The following is a 17484-nucleotide window of genomic DNA, read 5'->3' as shown; positions in this document are numbered from 1 at the left end:
CCTCAGCTTGTAACAGGCGATCTCTGCATGCCGATCAAGCGCTCGACCATCGCGCGATCGGCGGCGAGGATCTCGGCAATCAGAGCGCCACGCTCCTTCGCGCTGACGAATTCGAGACGCCGCAAACCGAGCGGGTCGATGCGGTTTCTTAACGTAGCGAGCGTATCGCTGGACGGCACCGGCACCTCCCGGCAACCGGCATCGAATGTTACGGTAAATCCGGTGGCGTCGCGGATCTGCTGGCGGGTAACGCCCGGCATGGTTTCGATGACGGTCAATTCCCTCGATGTCTGGTCGAGCCGGAAGACGCAGAGGTCGGTGAAGACCAGCGCCTTGCCGGTGCGATAGCCCATCGGCTCCCGCTCGGCCGGCGTCAGCAGCCCGCGCGCCGAACTCACGATCTCGACCTCATGCACCAGCGACTGGACCGAATGGCGGGGGATATAGAGCAAATAGTCGCGGTGCATGTTGGCGACGTCGGCCATGCCGCCCTGTCCGGGCAGCCGCAACAGGCTGCCGCTCGGTTTGCGCAGCGCGATAGTGTTGACGCGGCCGCGCCGGTCGACTTGTGCCGCGCCGACGATCTCATGCGTCACCGCGCCGGCCTGGTAGTAGGTCGAATAGGTGTCGTCGCCGCCGGCATGCGCCGCCGCCGTCTCGCAATCGAGGCTTTCTATCAGCGAGAGCACCATCGGGCTCGGCGCGATGTCGAGATGGCCGCAGCTCATCGTCGCGATGAACATATCCGGCGCATGCGTCGCCTTGGCCAGCCGGTAGGCGACGTTGGCGAGCGGCGACACCGCGCCGGCGCTGGCGAAGCTCTCATTGTCGAATTCGGTGGCGATCCGCGCGGTAATGACCTCGTCGATGGATGCCTCCTTGTCGCCATGCGCGAGCGCAGGCATCGCAAGAACCGTCTCCGTGCTGACTTTCGCCGCTTTCCGGAGCCGCTCCGACAGGCCGCCCGAAGGCAGGCGGAGCTTGTCCGACAAGGCTGTGTCCTTCGCCGCGAATGCCTCCGACAATCCCTGATAGTCGGTGACGTAGAACGGCAGGCACGAGGCCGGATAAGCGCCGCCCGGCGCCAGGGCTATGGCCGAAACCTGATTGCGGGTGAGGATGCTCTGGCGGCCGTCCTGCCGCAGCGCTCCGACCGGCACGATCTCTTCGACGGTGACCAGCACCTTGCGCGCCGCGCCCGCCATGGCGAAGTCCAGCGCCCGCGGCCCGATGATCTGCACATTGCCGCTTGCATCGGCGCGCTGGGCATGGACGACGAATGTATCGAGCCTGAGCGGCGGGACAAATCCGGTATCGGTTCCGGCAAGCGGATCGGGTCCGGCTGTCGCATTCGCCATGCGCGCCAGCATGTCGGATCCCTCTGGAAGCTGGAACGGCATCGACGGCAGGTTCTGCTGTGCCGCCCGCAATGCCTGGATCATGGCCAGGGCCGTCCAGTCGCGAACGGGGATTGCGCCGCTCTCGGCAGCGGCGCGGAACTTCGGCGGCAGCCCGAAGATGTCGAGGCTGGAGAAGCAGAGGTCTATTTCCGCCACCGCATCCGCCTCGAGCAGCAGCTCGAGCGGCAACCCGCCGGCCCAGCAAATATAGCGCAAGTCCTTGATGCCGGACCTCGCTATCGCGCGCAGCAGCGCGACCGGCAGCCGGGCGAAATGATGGCCGCCGACCCCGAAGGCATCGCCGTGGCCGACCATCGCCGCCAGCCCCTCGACATCGGTGAATTGAGGCCGGTTCGACTTGACCAAGGAGACTGACCTGCGATCTGTCACAGCGTGGATGCCTCGATGCGGTAGCGGGTCACGAACGGTTTTTCGGGCGAGAATTCCAGCGCCGTCGCAATGCCGGATTGCGCGATCGGATTGCCGGCCAGCGCGGTCGCCGGACCGAGTCCGAAGGGCGAGCAGATCGGCTCGATGCCGATGGCGACGTGACGCCTGTTCCAGGGCGCCGCCTTGCGCCCGCGATTGGAATACCAAAGCAGCAGGCTTGGGAAATGCTCCTTTTGCCAGGACAGCTGCACCCGGTAGCCGTCCTCATGGTTGGCGAGCGCCGCCGTGCCGTCCAGCCCCTCGATTTGCAGCAGCTCTTCCGTGTCGGCGTCCAGTGGCAAGCGAGAGGCGTCAGTCACACCGCCGGCGCGCGCGGGCACCGAGGCGAGGTCAGTGAAGGATTTGTTTCGGGCAAACAGCGCCGCGCCGGGTTCGACATCGTGCGGATAGGTGCGGCCTTCGTCGAAGCCGCCAAGCTCCAGCGTGGCGGCGCCCGTCTCGAACGGCAGCCGGAACACCGGATGCAGCCCGATCGGCAGCCGGCAGTCACGGCGGACGACGACCTTGAATTCAATGTCGATGGCCGGCGCCGACGGATCGGGCCTCACCGTCCGCTCGACACGCTCGACCGGGCTTGCCTCAGGATAGGCAAGCGCCAGCGATAGCGATCCGCGCTCGCTGTCGCGCCAGGTCCAGTCATGGTTGGAGCTGTGGCCATGGACTTCTTCGTCCGGCGCCGGCGGGCCCATGACGCGCACCCAGCTCTCGGGCCATCCCTCGGCTGGCACCGAATAGCCGAAGGGCACACAAGGCCATTCGCCGCGCAGCCTGCGCAGAATGCCAGGCAGCATCTCGGCCCCCGGCTCGTTGGACCAGGGCGCGATGTGCATCGGCGCGACCTGCCGGCCATCGGCCAGCAGGAAGGTGACCGGCGCCAGCATCGCGCCGAGCCGCTGCACGGTCAGCGCGCCATGTGCCCAGCCCAGGCCGCGATAGTCGTCGCCGGCGTTCACGGCGCAGCCTTCTTAGCCTTTGTCGTGCTTTTGTCGGCGAACTCCCTGATGCGCCGCTGGCCGATCTCGCTGCGGTAGAGGCCGCCCAGAATGTCGCGCTCCATGGCGAGGCCTTCGGCCAGATCGCCCGACAGCGCATGCGCCGTCAGCGCTTTCAGGCCTTCGATCGCCGCGGCCGGCTCGGCGGCGATCATCCCGGCCAATTCCAGCGCGCGCGGCATCAGGGCGTCGACATCGACAATCTCGTTGACCAGGCCGGCACCGACGAATTCGGAAGCCGGCACGATGGCGCCTGTCATCAGCAGAAGATTGGCGCGGTTGCGGCCGAGCTTGGCGACGCTGCGTTGCGTGCCGCCGCCGCCGGGGATCAGCCCGAGCTTGATCTCCGGCAGGCCGAGCTTCGCGAACTGGTTGGCGATCACGAGATCGCAGCACAGCACCAGCTCCATGCCGCCGCCCAACGCGAAGCCGTTGACCGCCGCGATCACCGGCTTGCGGTTGTTCTCGATCGCCGCGTACATGCGCGTGCCCGCCGCCTGGAACGTGTCGAACTCGGCAGCCGTCTGGGCGGCGTATTCCTTGATGTCGGCGCCGGCCATGAAGCCGCGCCCCTCGCCGGTTACCACGATCACGCCGACGCCCGCATCTGCCGACAGCGCCTCGAACACCTCGGTGATCTCGCCCTGCATCAGCCGGTTCATGGCGTTGAGCTGATCGGCGCGCCGGAAAGTGACGATCGCGACACGGCCAGAGGTCTCGACCGTGAGTGTCCGGTAGGTGCTCATCGTCAGGCCGCGTCCACGGTCATGTCACCGGACGCTTCGAGCGCGGCGATCTCATCCTTCGACAGGCCGAGCTCGGAGAGGATCTCGCGCCCATGCTGGCCGACCAGAGGCGCCGGCCGTTCGATGGTCGCGGGCGTCTCGCTCATCTTGACAGCCGGCGCCACCACCCGCACCTTGCCGCCGCGCGGATGATTATAGCTGGTGATCATGCCCATATGCGTGACCTGCGGGTCTTCCGCCGCGCTGCGGATATCCTTCACCTCGGCGCACCAGATGTCGGCCTTGAGCAGCCTAGCCAGCAGATCCTGCGTGGCGAATTTCTTGGTCTCGGTATTGACCTTCTCGAAGACCTCGTCGCGCTTGTCGAACAGCGTCTTCAAGTCGTCATAGACGGCGAGCTGCGGCGCCTCCAGCACCTCGTAAAGCGTCTTGAACGGGCTCATGGCGATCGACACGTAGCCGCCGTCCCTTGTCTCGTAGATGCCGAACGGCGCCTGCATGCCGGGATGGCCGATGCCGGAATTCGGCCGCACGAAATCCTCGCCGAGATTGAGCACGGCGACATATTCCTGGTTGAGATGCGCCAAGAGGCCGGCCAGCAGATTGACCTCGATCTTCTGGCCCTTGCCGGTCTTCTCGCGATAGTAGAGCGCCGACAATATGCCGTAGACCATGTTCATGGCGCCGATCTGGTCGGCGAGGCCGGCGCCGGCGGGAACCGGAGCCTGGTCGCCGCGGCCGGTGTTGGCGATCAGCCCGGCAAGTCCCTGGATCAGCATGTCCTGGCCGGGGCGCTCGACGTAAGGCCCCTCCTCGCCATAGCCCGAACCCGAGCAGTAGATGATACGCGGATTGACGGCCTTGAAGTCCTCGTAGCCATAGCCGAGCTTGGCCAGCACGCCGGGGCGGAAATTCTGCACCACCACATCGGCGGTCCGGGCCATCTCCATGATGATGGCACGCACCCTGCGGCTTTTCAGGTTGAGCGCGATCGAGCGCTTGTTGCGGTTCCAGGCGAGGAAGTTCGGGCTCTCGGAGCCGCCCACCCATTTGGCGAAGAAGGTCATGCCGCGGAACATGTCGCCGGCGCCGGCGCGCTCGATCTTGATGACATCGGCGCCCATGTCGCCAAGCAACTGCGTGGCGAACGGCCCTTGCAACAGATGGCTGAAATCGAGGATGCGGACGCCTTCGAGGGCCTTGTTCATTTCAATTCTCGTTTCGTGTTTCAGAGCAGTTCGGGAACGTAGCGCGGCGCGGCGGTCAGCCCGCCGTCGACGCGCAGGTCGGTGCCGGTGGTGAAGCCGGCCGCATCGGAAGCCAGATAGACGGCGGCCTCGGCCACTTCGGAAGGCTCGCCGATGCGGCCGAGCGGATGCATCTTGATCCAGGCCTTGGCGAGGTTGCCGCCGATCTCCTTGATCAGCCTGTCGTTCATCGGCGTGTTGATGGTGCCGGGCGAGATCGAATTGACGCGGATGTTCAGCGGGCCGAACTCGACCGCCATCTGGCGCGTCATCGCCATCACCGCGCCCTTGGCGCCGGCGTACGCAGTCCAGCCGTCGAGGCCGATATGACCCTGCGCGGAGGCCATGTTGATGATCGAGCCCGACTTCTGCGCGATCATGTGCGGCAGCGCGTATTTGCAGCCGCGGAACACGCTGGTCAGGTTGACCGCGATCAGCCGGTGCCATTGCTCGTCGGTCATCTCGTGCACCGGCATGCCGCCGATGGCGATGGCGGCGTTGTTGACCAGGATGTCGAGGTGTCCGGTCTTCTTGACCGCGCCGTCGATGAGGCCGGCGATATCGGCTTCCTGCGAGACGTCGCAATGGACATAGTCGGCAAGGTGGCCGGCCGCGCGCAGTGCGGCCGCGAAAGCCTCGCCGGCACCGTCGGCGATGTCGCCGAGGAAGACATGCGCCCCTTCCCGCGCCATCGCCTCGGCGATCGCGTGGCCGATGCCGTCGGCGGCGCCGGTGATGACGGCGGTTTTTCCTTCAAGACGAGCCATGTCAGCCTCCATTCGCGCGCCGGCGCTTCGCCTCGTCGAAGGCGACCGCGGCGATGATGATCATGCCGGTGATGACCAGCTGCCATTCGGTCGGCAGCCCAAGCCCGCGCAGGCCGTTGGACAGGAACTGCAGGATCAGAACGCCGAGCGCCATGCCGGTCAGGCTGCCTATGCCGCCGGCGAGGCTCACCCCGCCGAGCACGGTCGCGGCGACAACCTGGAATTCGAAATTGAGCCCTGCCGTATGCTGCGCCGAGCCGACACGCGCCGCCAGGATGATGCCGGCAACCGTCGCCAGCAGCGAACTGATGATGAAGCAGATGAACTTGACGCGCCGCACGTCGTAGCCCGCCAGCCGCGCCACTTCCTGATTGCCGCCGACGGCGTAGATCTGCCGCCCGAACGGCCGGTGCTGCATCATGTAGCCGAAGGCGGTAAGCAGCACGATGGCGATGACAGCCGAATACGGGATGATGTTGAACAGGCGCCCGTCCGACAGCGCGATGAAGCTGTCGAGGCTGGCGTCGTCGGGGATCGCGCGCTGGCCGGTATAGAGATAGACGCCGCCGCGCATGATGAACATCGTGCCCAGCGTCACGATCAGCGAGTTGATGCCGGCATAGGCGGTGAGGTAGCCGTTGACCACACCGGTGATGAGGCCGAACAACAGCGCAACGCTGACGCCGGCCAAAAGCGAATTGGTGTCGTTCATGACGATGATCAGCGGCAGCGCAATCGTCGCCAGCAGCGAGCCGATCGAGATGTCGACCTCGCCGGAAATGAAGACGATGGCGCAGCCGATGCCTGCGGTGAGCGCGAGCGAGGCCTGGCCAAGTACGTTGGTCATGTTGCGCACGGAGAGGAAATTCTCGACCGTGGCGGAAAAGAACACCAGCACCAGGACGAGGCAGACGAGCAGCGCCAGTTCCTGCCTGGCGAAGAGCCGCGCCAGCATGGAGGGCTCAGCTTTTGCAGAAGCTGTGCTTGTAAGGCTCATCGCTTCTCCCCTTCAAAGGACTGAACGCAGGAAATGCCGCCGCGAGGCACCATGGTCTCACCCGATCGCCGCATTGAGGATCTTTTCCTGCGTAGCTTCCTCGCGCGACATGATCGCGGTCAGGCGGCCCTCGCACATCACCGCGATCCGGTCGGCGAGACCGAGCAGTTCGGGCATCTCTGACGTCATCATGACGACCGCCAGGCCTTCGCCGGCAAGCCGGTCGATCAGCGCGAAGATTTCCGACTTGGCGCCGACGTCGATGCCGCGTGTCGGCTCGTCGACGACGATGACCTTCAGGCCGCGCATCAGCCAGCGCGAGATCAGCACCTTCTGCTGGTTGCCGCCCGACAGGTTCTTCACCTGCTGGAACAGGCTGGGCGTCTTGATGCGGAAACGGTCGACATAATCCTGTACCGCTCTATGTTCCTTCGCCTTGTCGACGAACCCCAGGCGGGCGAAGGCGCCGAGCGAAGCAAGGCTGGCATTCTGGTAGACCGGCAGCTCACCCATCAGGCCTTCGCTCTTGCGATCCTCGGTGAGCAGGCCGATGCCGAGCCGGACGCCGGCGCGCGTGTCATGCGGCGCCAGGCGCTGACCATCGACCGTGATCGCGCCCGAACTGATCGGGTCGTAACCGACGATCGCCTTGGCGAGTTCGGTGCGGCCGGCGCCCATCAACCCGAAGAAGCCGAGCACCTCGCCGGCGCGCGCCTCGAAGGAGACGTCGTTCAGCTTCTTCGCCGTGCTGAGGTTTTCCACGGAGAGCGCGACCTTGCTACCCGGCGCACCGCGCTTGCGGGGAAACAGATTGTCGATGCGCCGGCCGATCATGTCCTGGATGAGCGTGTCGTTGGTGTGCTCGCCGATCGGCTTGGTCGAGATGTGGCGTCCGTCACGCAGCACGGTCACCGTGTCGGCGATCTCGAACACCTCGTCGAGCTTGTGGCTGACATAGACCACCGCGATGCCGAGGGCCGCCAGGCGGCGGATGACGGTGAACAGCAGCGAGACTTCGTTCGGCGTCAGCGAGGACGTCGGCTCGTCCATCACTACGACGCGCGCCTCGTGAGCGAGCGCGCGGGCGATCTCGACCATCTGCTGCTGGCTGACCGGCAGCGATCCCGTCCGCGCCGCCGGATCGACATTGAAGCCGATGCGGTTGAACAGCGCTGCGGAATCGGTACGGATCTTCTTCCAGTCGATCGAGCCGGCCTTGCCGGTCGGATAGCCTTCGAGAAAGATGTTCTCGGCGACGGTGAATTCGGAGATCAATGCGATCTCCTGGAACACGACCTTGATGCCTTCCTTCAGGCTGTCGCGCGGCGACTTGATGTCGACCTCGCGTCCGCGCATGCGGATGGTGCCGGCATCCTTGCCGTAGACGCCCGCCATGATCTTGATCAGCGTCGACTTGCCGGCGCCGTTCTCGCCCATCAGGGCGTGGATCTTGCCGGGCTCCAGGGTGAAGTCGACATTGTCCAGCGCCACGACGCCCGGGAAGCGCTTGCCGATGCCGCGCAGTTCCAGCGCCAGCACATTCGTGTCGATAGCCGCGCCTTCGCCGGGATGCAGGAAATCAACGGACATTGGCTTTGTTCCGGATGATGTCGAGATAAGTCGCCAGGATGATGACGATGCCGGGCACCACCATCTGCAAATCCTGGTTCCAGCCGAGAATGATGATGCCGTTGTCGATCACCTTCAGCACCAGCACGCCGAGCAACGTGCCGAACAGCGAGCCGCGGCCGCCGAGCAGGCTGGTGCCGCCGAGGATGACGGCGGCGATGACCGTCAGCTCGAAACCGCGGCCGGCGGTCGGCTGGCCGGCATTCATCAGCGACGACAGGATCATGCCGGCGACGCCGACGCATAGGCCGGTGACGACGAAGGCAAACAGCTTGAGCCGTTCCGAGCGCAGGCCGGACAGGCGCACCGCCTTTTCATTGGCACCGACCGCGTAGAGATAGCGGCCGAGCGTGGTGAAGCGCAGCGTCACATAGGCAACCGCGAAGATCAGCGCCGCCAGGATGACAGGGACCGGCACCGCGCCGACATAGCCGGCGCCGAGATCGGTGAAGCTCGCCAGCTGATTGTGGTTCTGCACCGCCTCGCGCGTGAACAGATAGACGCCGCCCTGCAGCATCATCATCGTGCCGATGGTGGCGATCAGCGAGTTCACCCTGAGCCTTGTGACCACCAGCCCGTTGAACAGCCCGACACCGCCGGCAAAGGCAAGCGCCGCCAGCATGCCGAGCGCAAGGCTGTGCGTCGAGTTGAGCACCGCCATGCCGATGCAGCCGACGAACGCGAGCGACGCTCCGACCGACAGGTCGACCTCCGCCGTGATGATGAGCATGGTCATGCCCGAGGCGACGATCAGCACCAGCGCGCATTGGCGCAGGATGGCGATGATGTTGGCCTCCGAATAGAACTGCGGCGCCGCGATCGAGATGGCGATGCACAGCGCGGCCAGGATGGCGCCCAGCACGAGCTGGCTGCCGCCCAGAAGCTGGCCGCCGATCGAACGTCTTTGCGCGGGGGCGTGGGTAAGCTCGCTCATCTCAGTCCATTCCGGTCGCTCGGGGTCAGGCGCTGGTGCCGTGTCCTTGCTGCCGACAGCGCCCGCCTGGGCCCTTCCCGCGTCGCGGGAAGAGCCGTGTCGATCAGCCTATTTCTTTAGGTCGGCTGAGGTCTTCATGCACTTTGCCGGCGGCTGCAGCGCATTGACGGCGTCCCATTTGATGGTGCGGGTGGTGCCGTCGTAATCATAGAACTTTTTCCAGTCCTCGCCGGCCATCGGTGCGGTCGGGCTGACGATGTGCTCGGGCACTTCCTCGCTGTTGAAGAGCTTGACCGCGGCATCGATGGCGGTGAACCCCTCCTTTTCCGGGAACATCGCCGCCTCGATGCGGTAGGACGGCTCGTTCTGCATCGCGTTGATGAAGGCAAGCCCTTCGCCGCCGGTGCCGACCGTCAGCAGGCCGTCCTGCGATTTGCCGGCCGCTTTCCAGGCCTGCAGGCCGCCCAGCGAGGAGGAATCGTTGATGCCGTAGATGATGTTGATGTCGGAATTCTTGGCCAGCGCCGCCGAAGAGACTTCGAGCGCGCGGTCCGGATTGCCGCCGCCGTCGAGGTCGTGGACCATGACCGCGTCGGGGATGATCGTCTTCAGCCCGTCCATGAAGCCATGCGAGCGCAGCACCGTGGCGGACAGCAGCGGCAGGCCGACATTCATCACCTTGGCGACGCCGCCGAGCTTTTCCTTGGCGTATTTGCCGGCCTCGACGCCGGACATGTAGCCGGTGTCGTAGTCGCAGATGGCGACCATGGTGGTCATGCCCTTGACCGGGTTGCCTTCCAGCACGACCGGGATGTTGTTGGATTTGGCCTGGCGCAGCAACGGCACCACGCCCTCCTCGTTGACGGGCGTGATGATCAGCACGTCGACGCCCTTGGCCATGAAGTCTTCCGCGGCCGACACTTCCTTGGCGATGTCGAGATTGGCGTCCTGCACCTCGAACTCGATGCCGAGATCCTTGGCGCGCGCCTTCATGCCCTTGATGACGTTCTGGTACCACTCATGGGTGGCGTAGTTGGTGACGTAGCCGATGCGCTTGGGCATGTTCTCGGCATGCGCCGCGGCGGCGCCCAGGGCCAGTACGGCCGCGGATGCGAATAGGATTGACTTGGTCCAGTGCATTTCCTTCTCCCAGGTTTTTTCGCTTTTTGTCAGTCGCTGAACGGGTAGTCCCGCCGTTCCGGGTCGGCATGCAACGAAGAGGTGGATTCGCCCCAGCCGAGCGCGGCCGATATCTTCTCGGCGGCGGCGCGGGTGCGTTCGAAGACGGTTTCGCGGTCGAAGCGCGCCGCCTTCTGCGGCAAGAGCGGCACCGTGAGCGCGGCGATGACGGCGCCGGTGTGATCGCGCACCGGCATGGAGATGTTGGTGCAGGCCTCGACGGCCAAGGAAGCGCGCATCTCGTAGCCGAGCCTGGCCACTTCGTTCAGCCGCGCCTCGATTTCCGCCCGCGTTCCCTGGCCTTCGCCGGCGGCCACGATGCGCTCGACGATGCGGTCGCGCTCGGCCCGATTCGAGTGGGCGAGCAGGACCGCGCCGGAACTGGTTTCGAGGATCGGGAAATGCGATCCCAGCGCAACCGAATAGCGCATCGGCAGCGGTGAATCGATCTGCAGCACCACCAGCGCGTTCTGTCCCTCGCGCACCACCAGGTGACAGCTTTGGTCGGCATTGGCGGTCAATTCGCGCATCACCGGCAGCGCGCATTCGACCAGGCGGTTCACCGGCGGATGCATATGCGCCAATTCGAACAGTTTGAGCGACAGCCGGAAGCGGTCCGATTGCGTGCGGAAGATATAGCCCCGCTTCTCCAGGAGTAGGAGGATGCGGTAGATCTCGTGGATGGAGCGGCCGAGACCGGTCGCGATCTCGGTCTGGGTCAGCGCTTCGGCGCTTGCAGCCATGAACTCCAGGACGTCGAGCGCCTTCTCCACCGCCGGCACGCGATAGCCGTTGCGGCCGCTTTCGCCCTCGTCGATCGTTTCGGCAATGCCGGCAGCCATCACGCGACGCTCCGTTCCGGTTGCCTGGTTTCGCGGCAGAGACGGTTCACGTGCTCGGCCAGTTCGGCAGCCGCGATATCGCCGGCGATAGCAGCAGCCGCGCGCGGCGCGCATTCGCGGAAGAAGGCGATGAAGCCCGGGTTCGTCGGGCGCAGATAGGACGAACTGATCGTGCGCAGCGTCGATGAGAAGAAATCGCCGGCGAAACGATTGACCTCGGCGTCCTTCCAGGCGGCCAGCGATCCCGGCTGTCCGCCCGATCTCACATAGTCGCCGCGCTGATATTCGGGCGAGCACAGGAACAGCGCGTAGTCGATCGCCTCCCGCTTGTGCTTCGACTGGGCGCTGACGCCGATGCCGGCGCCCCCGAGCAGGGCGCCGGCCGATCGCGTCGTCGGCACGTCGGCAAAGCGCAGATACGGCCCGTCGGTCTTCGACGCGTAATTCACATAGCCGAAGGCGAAGGGCACATAGACCACGTCGTCATGCGCGATCATGTGGTCGTAGCAGCGGATCGGATTCCATTTGGACGAGTTGGGATGTGACAACGCCGCAAGCTCGCGCAGTTGTGCCACGGCCTGCTCGACCATCTCCCTGGCGATGAATTGCTCGCCGTTCTCCTGCGGATGGCAGAGCGTCAGAAGCAGGCACATGGCATCCGTCGGCACGGAAGGCAGGCCGAGCCATCTCCCGTCCTTGCGCGCCAGCCGGCCGAGATCGACGACCTCTTCATGCGTACGGGGCACCGGCCCGTAGCGCTCCAGGAGGTCCGGACGATATGACGCTACGTGGCAGGCGGCATCGATCGGCAATGCCCATTGCCGTCCGTTCTTCTCGTAGGACCGCCAGGACGGACCGACCGAATCCTGCTCGAAGAAGCGGATCTGCTCCGCCGACAGATAGGCGTCGAACGGCACCATCAGCCCGTCCTGCGCGATGTCGCCGATGAAGGGATGGTCGAACACGACCAGATCGTACTTGCCGAGCACCGGGCCGAGCGCGCCTTCGCCGAATTCATAGAGACTGCGGCGATCCCATTCGATTTCCAGGCCGGGATTGGCGGCGCAATACGGCCCGACGCTGGCGTCCAGCGGACCCCAGCAACGTCGATGATCCCACGCAAGACCGCGCAGTCTTGTCATATCCGGCAATTCCTCCCTGGAACCGGGCCTGTTGCCCGGCTCGCAAATCAGTAGCAGGTATTTTTACCTGAGCAAATAGTTTTTACATACGCAAACAGCGCTCCCCCGGCCAGCCACAGCCTCAAGCCAGCCCAAACCGCTCGACAGCCCGCATGATGCCGCGCAACTCGGCGAGGCCTTTCAGGCGGCCGATCAGCGAGTAGCCGGGATTGATCCTGGTCTTGCCGATGTCGTCGGCGAGCAGATGTCCGTGGTCCGGCCGCATCGGAATGCGCCAGTCGGCGCGGCCTTCCGAGCGGCGGCGCGCCTCCTCCTGCATCAAGGCGAGGATGACATGCGCCATGTCGGTCCCGCCCTCGAGATGCTCGGCCTCGTGGAACGAGCCGTCGTCCTCGATGGTGACGTTGCGCAGATGGACGAAATGGATGCGGCCGGCGAATTCCTTGACCATGGCGACGATGTCGTTGTCGGCGCGCGTGCCGTAGGAGCCGGTGCAGAAAGTCAGCCCATTGGCCGGACTGTCGACGGCGTCGAGGATGAAGCGCGCATCCTCGGCTGTCGAAACGACGCGCGGCAGGCCATAGAGCGAGAAGGGCGGGTCGTCGGGATGGATGCACATGCGCACCCCTTCCTGTTCGGCCACCGGAATGATCTCGCGCAGGAACCAGGCGAGATTGTCGCGCAATTCCTTCGGTCCGATTGCATCGTATTCGGCCAATGCCTCGCGAAAACTGTCGCGGTTGTAGCTGCGCTCGGTGGCCGGCAGGCCGGCGATGAGGTTGCGCTCGATCCTGTCGATCTTCTCCTTGCCGAGTTCCTTCAGCCGCGCTTCCGCTTCGGCGATGCGGGCGGGCGCGTAGCCGGCCTCGGCATTCCTGCGCTTCAGCACGAACAAGTCGTAAGCCGCGAAATCGATCGCGTCGAAGCGCAACGCATAACCGGTCGTCGGAAGGCGATACGCCAGATCCGTGCGGGTCCAGTCGACTACAGGCATGAAATTGTAGCAGATCGTGGCGATGCCGGTCTTCGCCAGCGCGCGGATCGTGTCCTTGTAGAAGCCGACATAGCGGGACCGTTCCGGCGAACCGATCTTGATCGAGTTATGGACGGGAATGCTCTCGACGACCGACCAGGTCAGCCCTGCCGCCTCGATGATCCGCTTGCGCTCCAGGATGTTTTCCAGCGGCCAGGCGCGTCCGTCATAGATGTCGTGCAAGGCCGACACGACGCCGGTCGCGCCCGCCTGCTTGACGTGATCGAGTGTCACCGGATCGTCCGGGCCATACCAGCGCCAGCACTGTTCCATTGTCGTTCTCCTCCGTGAGAGGCCGGCAACTTATTGTTGGACCACAATGCAAGTCAAATTAAAAATTGCGGCGCTCACGGCGATTATCTTTTCGCAAAAAGGCGTAGGAAATTCGCTGACATGGCCCAGAGCGGTTGTTTTCCCGAAATCTTACGATATTGTGGTCCAACAATTAGGAGGATCGATGTCGGAAAACTCTCAGGTGGCGCGCGACAATGTCGTCGCCCGCCGCGCCGGCGGCAGCTCCGCGGTCGACGTCGCGGCCGGGCGGATCCTCGACCTCATCCGCGCGCGGCGGTTGAATGTCGGCGACGTGCTGCCGACGGAGCGCGAGCTCAGCGAGATCACCGGCGCCAGCCGCAACACGGTGCGCGAGGCGTTGCGCACCATCCGAACCTACGGGCTGATCGAACCAAAACCCCGCGTCGGCGCCGTGCTCGCCGACGGGCAGAGCATCGCCATCCAGAATTTCTTCGCCGCGCATATGGATGTCTCGCGCTCGTCCTTCGCCGATATCCAGGGCTTCAGGCGCATCATCGAGGTCGGTATCGGCGACCACATCGTGCTTAACGCCACGAACGAACAGATCGAGGCGCTCGACGAGATCAATGCCCGGATCGTCGACAGCCGCTCGATCGAGGAGGCCGCCGAGAACGATTTCAATTTCCACATGGCGCTGGTCGCGCTGGCCGACAATCGCATGCTGACGGATATGTATTCCTTCCTGTCCCCGGTGATCCTGCGGATCATGACCATCGGCAAGGAAATGCGCCCGGTGCTGGCCGACACCCGCGCCGCGCATGGCGAGATCATCGCCGCCCTGCGTGCGCGCGACAGGCTGGCCTACGCCTACCTGAGCAGCCGCCACCTCGATTTCGCCCTGCGATTCCTGCCGGAAGAGCCGGCTTCCGACAGTGACTGAAGGAGTTCGCAATGAAGGATTTTGAAGGCAAGATCGCCCTGGTGACCGGCACGACCGGAATTGGTCTCGCAACCGCCAGGCGCCTTGCGGCAGGGGGCGCCGCGATCATCGCCTGCGGCATCGACCGCCCAGCCAATGCGGCGATGAGAGCGGAACTGGAAAGCTCCGAGGCCGGCGTGCTGGTCATCGACACCGACGTCTCCGTCTCCGACCAGGTTCGCGACGCCGTCGCCGCCGGTGTCGGACGCTTCGGCGGCCTCGATGTGATCGTCAATTCGGCGGCCGTCCATCCGTACGGGACTGCGACCAGCACCGATTTCGAGACCTGGAACAAGGCGATGTCGGTCAATGTCGGCTCGATCTACCTGACCGCCCATTTCGGCATCCCGGAAATGATCCGCCGCGGTGGCGGCGCGATCGTCAACGTCGCCTCGGTGCAGGGTTTCGCCTGTCAGCAGAACGTCGTCGCCTATGCCACGACCAAGGGCGCCATCCACACGCTGACGCGTTCGCTGGCGCTCGACTACGCGGCGGCCGGCATTCGGGTCAATTCCGTCAGCCCTGGCTCGATCCGCACGCCGATCCTCGAGAAGGCCGCGCGCGGCGAAAACGGCAGCAATGCCGACGTCGAGGAAGCCTACAGGCGCTTCGGCGCGGCCCATCCGCTCGGTCGTATCGGCGAGCCGGAGGAAGTGGCGGAGCTCATCGCCTTTCTCTGTTCGTCGAAGGCCGGCTTCTGCACCGGCGCGGATTACAAAATAGATGGCGGTCTGACCGCCGGCATCGGTGTGAAGTAACCATGAAGATCGGTCTTGGCCTTTACCGGGAATCGCTGACGCCGGACAATTTCCGCTTTGCACGTCAGGCAGGCGCCACGCACATCGTTGCCCACCTCACCAATTATTTTCGCGGGCGCGATCCTTCGCTGTCCGCCGGCAGCGAGAAGGAAGGCTGGGGCGACTGCTCCACCGATGAGCTCTGGGGCTATGAGGACTTCGCCGGCCTGGTGAAGACAGTACGCGACAACGGTCTGGAAATCGCCGCGATCGAGAATTTTTCGCCCCGTTTCTGGTCCGATGTTTTGCTCGACGGCCCCGACAGGGTAAAGCAGATCGAAGGCTTGAAGCGCCTGATCCGCGACGCCGGGCGCGCCGGCATTCCGTGCATCGGCTACAACTTCTCCATTGCCGGCGTCTGGGGCTGGTCGCGCGGACCGTTTGCGCGCGGTGAGGCGATGTCCGTGGGGCTCGATCTTGCGGCCATCGATCCCAATCTGCCGCTGCCCGACGGCGTCGTCTGGAACATGCGCTACCGAGCCGGTCGGCCGGGCGCCGAACCGGTGACGGTGAGCAGCGATGAGCTTTGGCAGCGGCTCGGCACCTTCCTGCGCGAAGTCGTTCCGGTGGCCGAGGAATCCGGCGTGGTGCTGGCCGCGCATCCCGACGATCCGCCGGCCGAAGCGCTGCGCGGCACGGCACGGCTCGTCAACCGGCCGGAGAAATATGACCGGCTGATGGACATCGTCGAGTCGCCGTCCAACGGGCTGGAGCTCTGTCTCGGCTCGCTGCAGGAGATGCCGGGCACCGACGAGATTTACGGGCATGTCCGGCGCTTCGCCCGGCGCAAGCGCATCGGCTACATCCATTTCCGCAACGTGCGCGGCAAGGTGCCGAACTATCACGAGACCTTCGTCGATGACGGCGACATCGACATGGCCGAGATCGTCCGCATCCTGCGCGACGAGGGCTATGATGGCGTCATCATCCCCGACCACACGCCGGAAATGTCCTGCGACGCGCCCTGGCATGCGGGCAAGGCCTTCGCGCTCGGCTATATGCGCGCGCTGGTGCAGAACGCCGCGGCGCTGGGACTTTCCCGCACCGCCCAAGCCACCAACATCCGGATGCAAGCTTGATGACGAGACCGACGCGCCTCTATGCCGACGATGCTGAAATGTACCGCCGGTTCGAGGAAGAACTTTTCGTCGCGGTGGTCGGCGACGTGATGGACATGCTTGGGCTGCAGCATCAGTTCCTGCCGCCGGTGTTCAAGCCTGTCGATGAGAAGACGCGGCTGCTCGGCCGGGCCATGCCGGTGCTCGAAACCGACATCTTTCCGTCCAACGAGCCGACACGCGATCCGCTGATGACCAAGCCGTTCGGGCTTATGTTCGAAGCGCTCGATGAGCTGAAGCCCGGCGAAATCTACGTCGCCAGCGGCGCCTCGCCCCGCTACGCGCTGTGGGGAGAGCTGATGTCGACGCGCGCGAAGATCCTCGGCGCACGCGGCGCGCTGCTCGACGGCTTCGCCCGCGATACGGATGGCATCAAGGCGCTGGGCTTCCCCTGCTTCTGCACCGGCTACTACGCACAGGATCAGGGCGTGCGCGGCAAGGTCATCGACTATCGCTGCGCGCTCGAGATCGGCGGTGTGCGCGTAGAGCCGGGAACGCTCCTCTTCGGCGACAAGGAAGGTGTCCTCGTTATCCCACGGCAAGCCGAGGAAGAGGTCGTGCGGCTCGCCCTTGAAAAGGTTCGCGGAGAAAAGCTCGTCGCCAAGGCGATCCGCGAGGGGATGAGCGCGGTGGACGCTTACAAGACCTTCGGCATCATGTGACAGCGGCCTGAGGCGTGCCGCAGCGGCCGCGACCAGCGCATCGCCATTCGTCTGGGACAAATTGCAACTTCAAACGGCGAAAAAACAAGCTGCGATTGCATCCAAAATAATTAAATTAATTTATATTTCAATTCAATTTTTACATATTAACTAACTATTAATATATCGCTTAACATTTTGATTTTTTTACTTATGGTGCCCATGAAGGGGGTAGTTTGAATATCGGAGAATGGGGCGATTTCTCCTATGCGAAAAGTTTTAGGGAATTCAAAAAAGGATTTTGAAGAAGACGGCGCTACGACCGGCGGATCGGAT

16 protein-coding genes are annotated in these 17484 nt (G+C 64.5%); 4 read left to right on the top strand and 12 right to left on the bottom strand.

The genetic code is table 11. The features are described from left to right. Positions 1–2: 2 nt before the first annotated feature. The 12 genes from ABID26_RS07295 to uxuA form a co-directional block, all read right to left on the bottom strand. Positions 3–1766 carry a CoA-transferase gene (locus ABID26_RS07295; protein WP_354414698.1) on the bottom strand — a complete coding sequence of 588 codons (1764 nt, stop codon included), beginning with the start codon at positions 1764–1766 and terminating at the stop codon, positions 3–5. Positions 1767–1786: 20 nt separating this feature from the next. Then, entirely contained in the window at positions 1787–2803 is a 1017-nt protein-coding gene (locus ABID26_RS07290; RefSeq protein WP_126098198.1) for an aldose epimerase family protein, read from the bottom strand. Next, complete coding sequence (locus tag ABID26_RS07285; protein ID WP_126098197.1) at positions 2800–3588, bottom strand: enoyl-CoA hydratase/isomerase family protein; 789 nt, start codon at positions 3586–3588, stop codon at positions 2800–2802. The genes ABID26_RS07290 and ABID26_RS07285 overlap by 4 nt, the downstream gene beginning before the upstream one ends. 2 nt (positions 3589–3590) lie before the next feature. After that, complete coding sequence (locus ABID26_RS07280; RefSeq protein ID WP_126098196.1) at positions 3591–4796, bottom strand: CaiB/BaiF CoA transferase family protein; 1206 nt, start codon at positions 4794–4796, stop codon at positions 3591–3593. Positions 4797–4816: 20 nt separating this feature from the next. Continuing rightward, entirely contained in the window at positions 4817–5602 is a 786-nt protein-coding gene (locus ABID26_RS07275) for an SDR family NAD(P)-dependent oxidoreductase (protein WP_126098195.1), read from the bottom strand. 1 nt (position 5603) lies between these two features. Further along, on the bottom strand, positions 5604–6599 hold the full coding sequence (locus ABID26_RS07270) for an ABC transporter permease (protein ID WP_126098194.1): 996 nt from the start codon (positions 6597–6599) through the stop codon (positions 5604–5606). Between the two features lie 57 nt (positions 6600–6656). Next, positions 6657–8189, bottom strand: coding sequence for a sugar ABC transporter ATP-binding protein (locus tag ABID26_RS07265; RefSeq protein ID WP_126098193.1), 1533 nt, complete (start codon positions 8187–8189; stop codon positions 6657–6659). Next, on the bottom strand, positions 8179–9162 hold the full coding sequence (locus ABID26_RS07260) for an ABC transporter permease (RefSeq protein WP_126098192.1): 984 nt from the start codon (positions 9160–9162) through the stop codon (positions 8179–8181). Before ABID26_RS07260 ends, ABID26_RS07265 begins: the two co-directional genes overlap by 11 nt. A gap of 108 nt (positions 9163–9270) precedes the next feature. Beyond that, complete coding sequence (locus ABID26_RS07255) at positions 9271–10302, bottom strand: sugar ABC transporter substrate-binding protein (protein WP_126098191.1); 1032 nt, start codon at positions 10300–10302, stop codon at positions 9271–9273. 29 nt (positions 10303–10331) lie between these two features. Beyond that, the gene (locus ABID26_RS07250) at positions 10332–11183 is read right to left on the bottom strand and encodes an IclR family transcriptional regulator (protein WP_126098190.1); all 852 of its coding nucleotides are present in this window, start codon (positions 11181–11183) and stop codon (positions 10332–10334) included. Further along, positions 11183–12325 (bottom strand): ABC transporter substrate-binding protein, encoded by a 1143-nt coding sequence (locus ABID26_RS07245; RefSeq protein WP_126098189.1) that lies wholly within the window; start codon positions 12323–12325, stop codon positions 11183–11185. The genes ABID26_RS07250 and ABID26_RS07245 overlap by 1 nt, the downstream gene beginning before the upstream one ends. A 121-nt stretch (positions 12326–12446) precedes the next feature. Next, entirely contained in the window at positions 12447–13631 is a 1185-nt protein-coding gene (gene uxuA / locus ABID26_RS07240; RefSeq protein ID WP_126098188.1) for a mannonate dehydratase, read from the bottom strand. Between the two features lie 184 nt (positions 13632–13815). On the opposite strand from uxuA, the gene ABID26_RS07235 reads away from it, so the two are divergent. Genes ABID26_RS07235 through ABID26_RS07220 form a run of 4 tightly spaced genes read left to right on the top strand, consistent with a single transcriptional unit; the run spans position 13816 to position 17169 of the window. Then, entirely contained in the window at positions 13816–14553 is a 738-nt protein-coding gene (locus ABID26_RS07235) for a FadR/GntR family transcriptional regulator (protein WP_126098187.1), read from the top strand. An 11-nt stretch (positions 14554–14564) separates the two neighbouring features. Continuing rightward, the gene (locus ABID26_RS07230; RefSeq protein WP_126098186.1) at positions 14565–15350 is read left to right on the top strand and encodes an SDR family NAD(P)-dependent oxidoreductase; all 786 of its coding nucleotides are present in this window, start codon (positions 14565–14567) and stop codon (positions 15348–15350) included. A gap of 2 nt (positions 15351–15352) precedes the next feature. After that, positions 15353–16468, top strand: a complete 1116-nt coding sequence (locus ABID26_RS07225) for a mannonate dehydratase (protein ID WP_292371343.1) — start codon at positions 15353–15355, stop codon at positions 16466–16468. After that, entirely contained in the window at positions 16468–17169 is a 702-nt protein-coding gene (locus ABID26_RS07220) for an RraA family protein (protein ID WP_245460211.1), read from the top strand. Before ABID26_RS07225 ends, ABID26_RS07220 begins: the two co-directional genes overlap by 1 nt. The last annotated feature ends 315 nt before the right edge of the window (positions 17170–17484 follow it).

This window comes from Mesorhizobium shonense (assembly GCF_040545255.1).
In the GTDB taxonomy this organism is placed as follows: Bacteria; Pseudomonadota; Alphaproteobacteria; order Rhizobiales; family Rhizobiaceae; genus Mesorhizobium; species Mesorhizobium shonense.
This window is presented reverse-complemented; position numbering and strand designations above follow the sequence as displayed.

What these genes read in the sequence shown, in the direction of transcription:
- ABID26_RS07250 (WP_126098190.1), bottom strand. Translation starts at nt 11,183, where the DNA reads ATGGCTGCCGGCATTGCCGAAACGATCGACGAGGGCGAAAGCGGCCGC.
- ABID26_RS07260 (WP_126098192.1), bottom strand. Translation starts at nt 9,162, where the DNA reads ATGAGCGAGCTTACCCACGCCCCCGCGCAAAGACGTTCGATCGGCGGC.
- ABID26_RS07230 (WP_126098186.1), top strand. Translation starts at nt 14,565, where the DNA reads ATGAAGGATTTTGAAGGCAAGATCGCCCTGGTGACCGGCACGACCGGA.
- ABID26_RS07270 (WP_126098194.1), bottom strand. Translation starts at nt 6,599, where the DNA reads ATGAGCCTTACAAGCACAGCTTCTGCAAAAGCTGAGCCCTCCATGCTG.
- ABID26_RS07280 (WP_126098196.1), bottom strand. Translation starts at nt 4,796, where the DNA reads ATGAACAAGGCCCTCGAAGGCGTCCGCATCCTCGATTTCAGCCATCTG.
- ABID26_RS07275 (WP_126098195.1), bottom strand. Translation starts at nt 5,602, where the DNA reads ATGGCTCGTCTTGAAGGAAAAACCGCCGTCATCACCGGCGCCGCCGAC.
- ABID26_RS07220 (WP_245460211.1), top strand. Translation starts at nt 16,468, where the DNA reads ATGACGAGACCGACGCGCCTCTATGCCGACGATGCTGAAATGTACCGC.
- ABID26_RS07285 (WP_126098197.1), bottom strand. Translation starts at nt 3,588, where the DNA reads ATGAGCACCTACCGGACACTCACGGTCGAGACCTCTGGCCGTGTCGCG.
- uxuA (WP_126098188.1), bottom strand. Translation starts at nt 13,631, where the DNA reads ATGGAACAGTGCTGGCGCTGGTATGGCCCGGACGATCCGGTGACACTC.
- ABID26_RS07265 (WP_126098193.1), bottom strand. Translation starts at nt 8,189, where the DNA reads ATGTCCGTTGATTTCCTGCATCCCGGCGAAGGCGCGGCTATCGACACG.
- ABID26_RS07235 (WP_126098187.1), top strand. Translation starts at nt 13,816, where the DNA reads ATGTCGGAAAACTCTCAGGTGGCGCGCGACAATGTCGTCGCCCGCCGC.
- ABID26_RS07245 (WP_126098189.1), bottom strand. Translation starts at nt 12,325, where the DNA reads ATGACAAGACTGCGCGGTCTTGCGTGGGATCATCGACGTTGCTGGGGT.
- ABID26_RS07225 (WP_292371343.1), top strand. Translation starts at nt 15,353, where the DNA reads ATGAAGATCGGTCTTGGCCTTTACCGGGAATCGCTGACGCCGGACAAT.
- ABID26_RS07255 (WP_126098191.1), bottom strand. Translation starts at nt 10,302, where the DNA reads ATGCACTGGACCAAGTCAATCCTATTCGCATCCGCGGCCGTACTGGCC.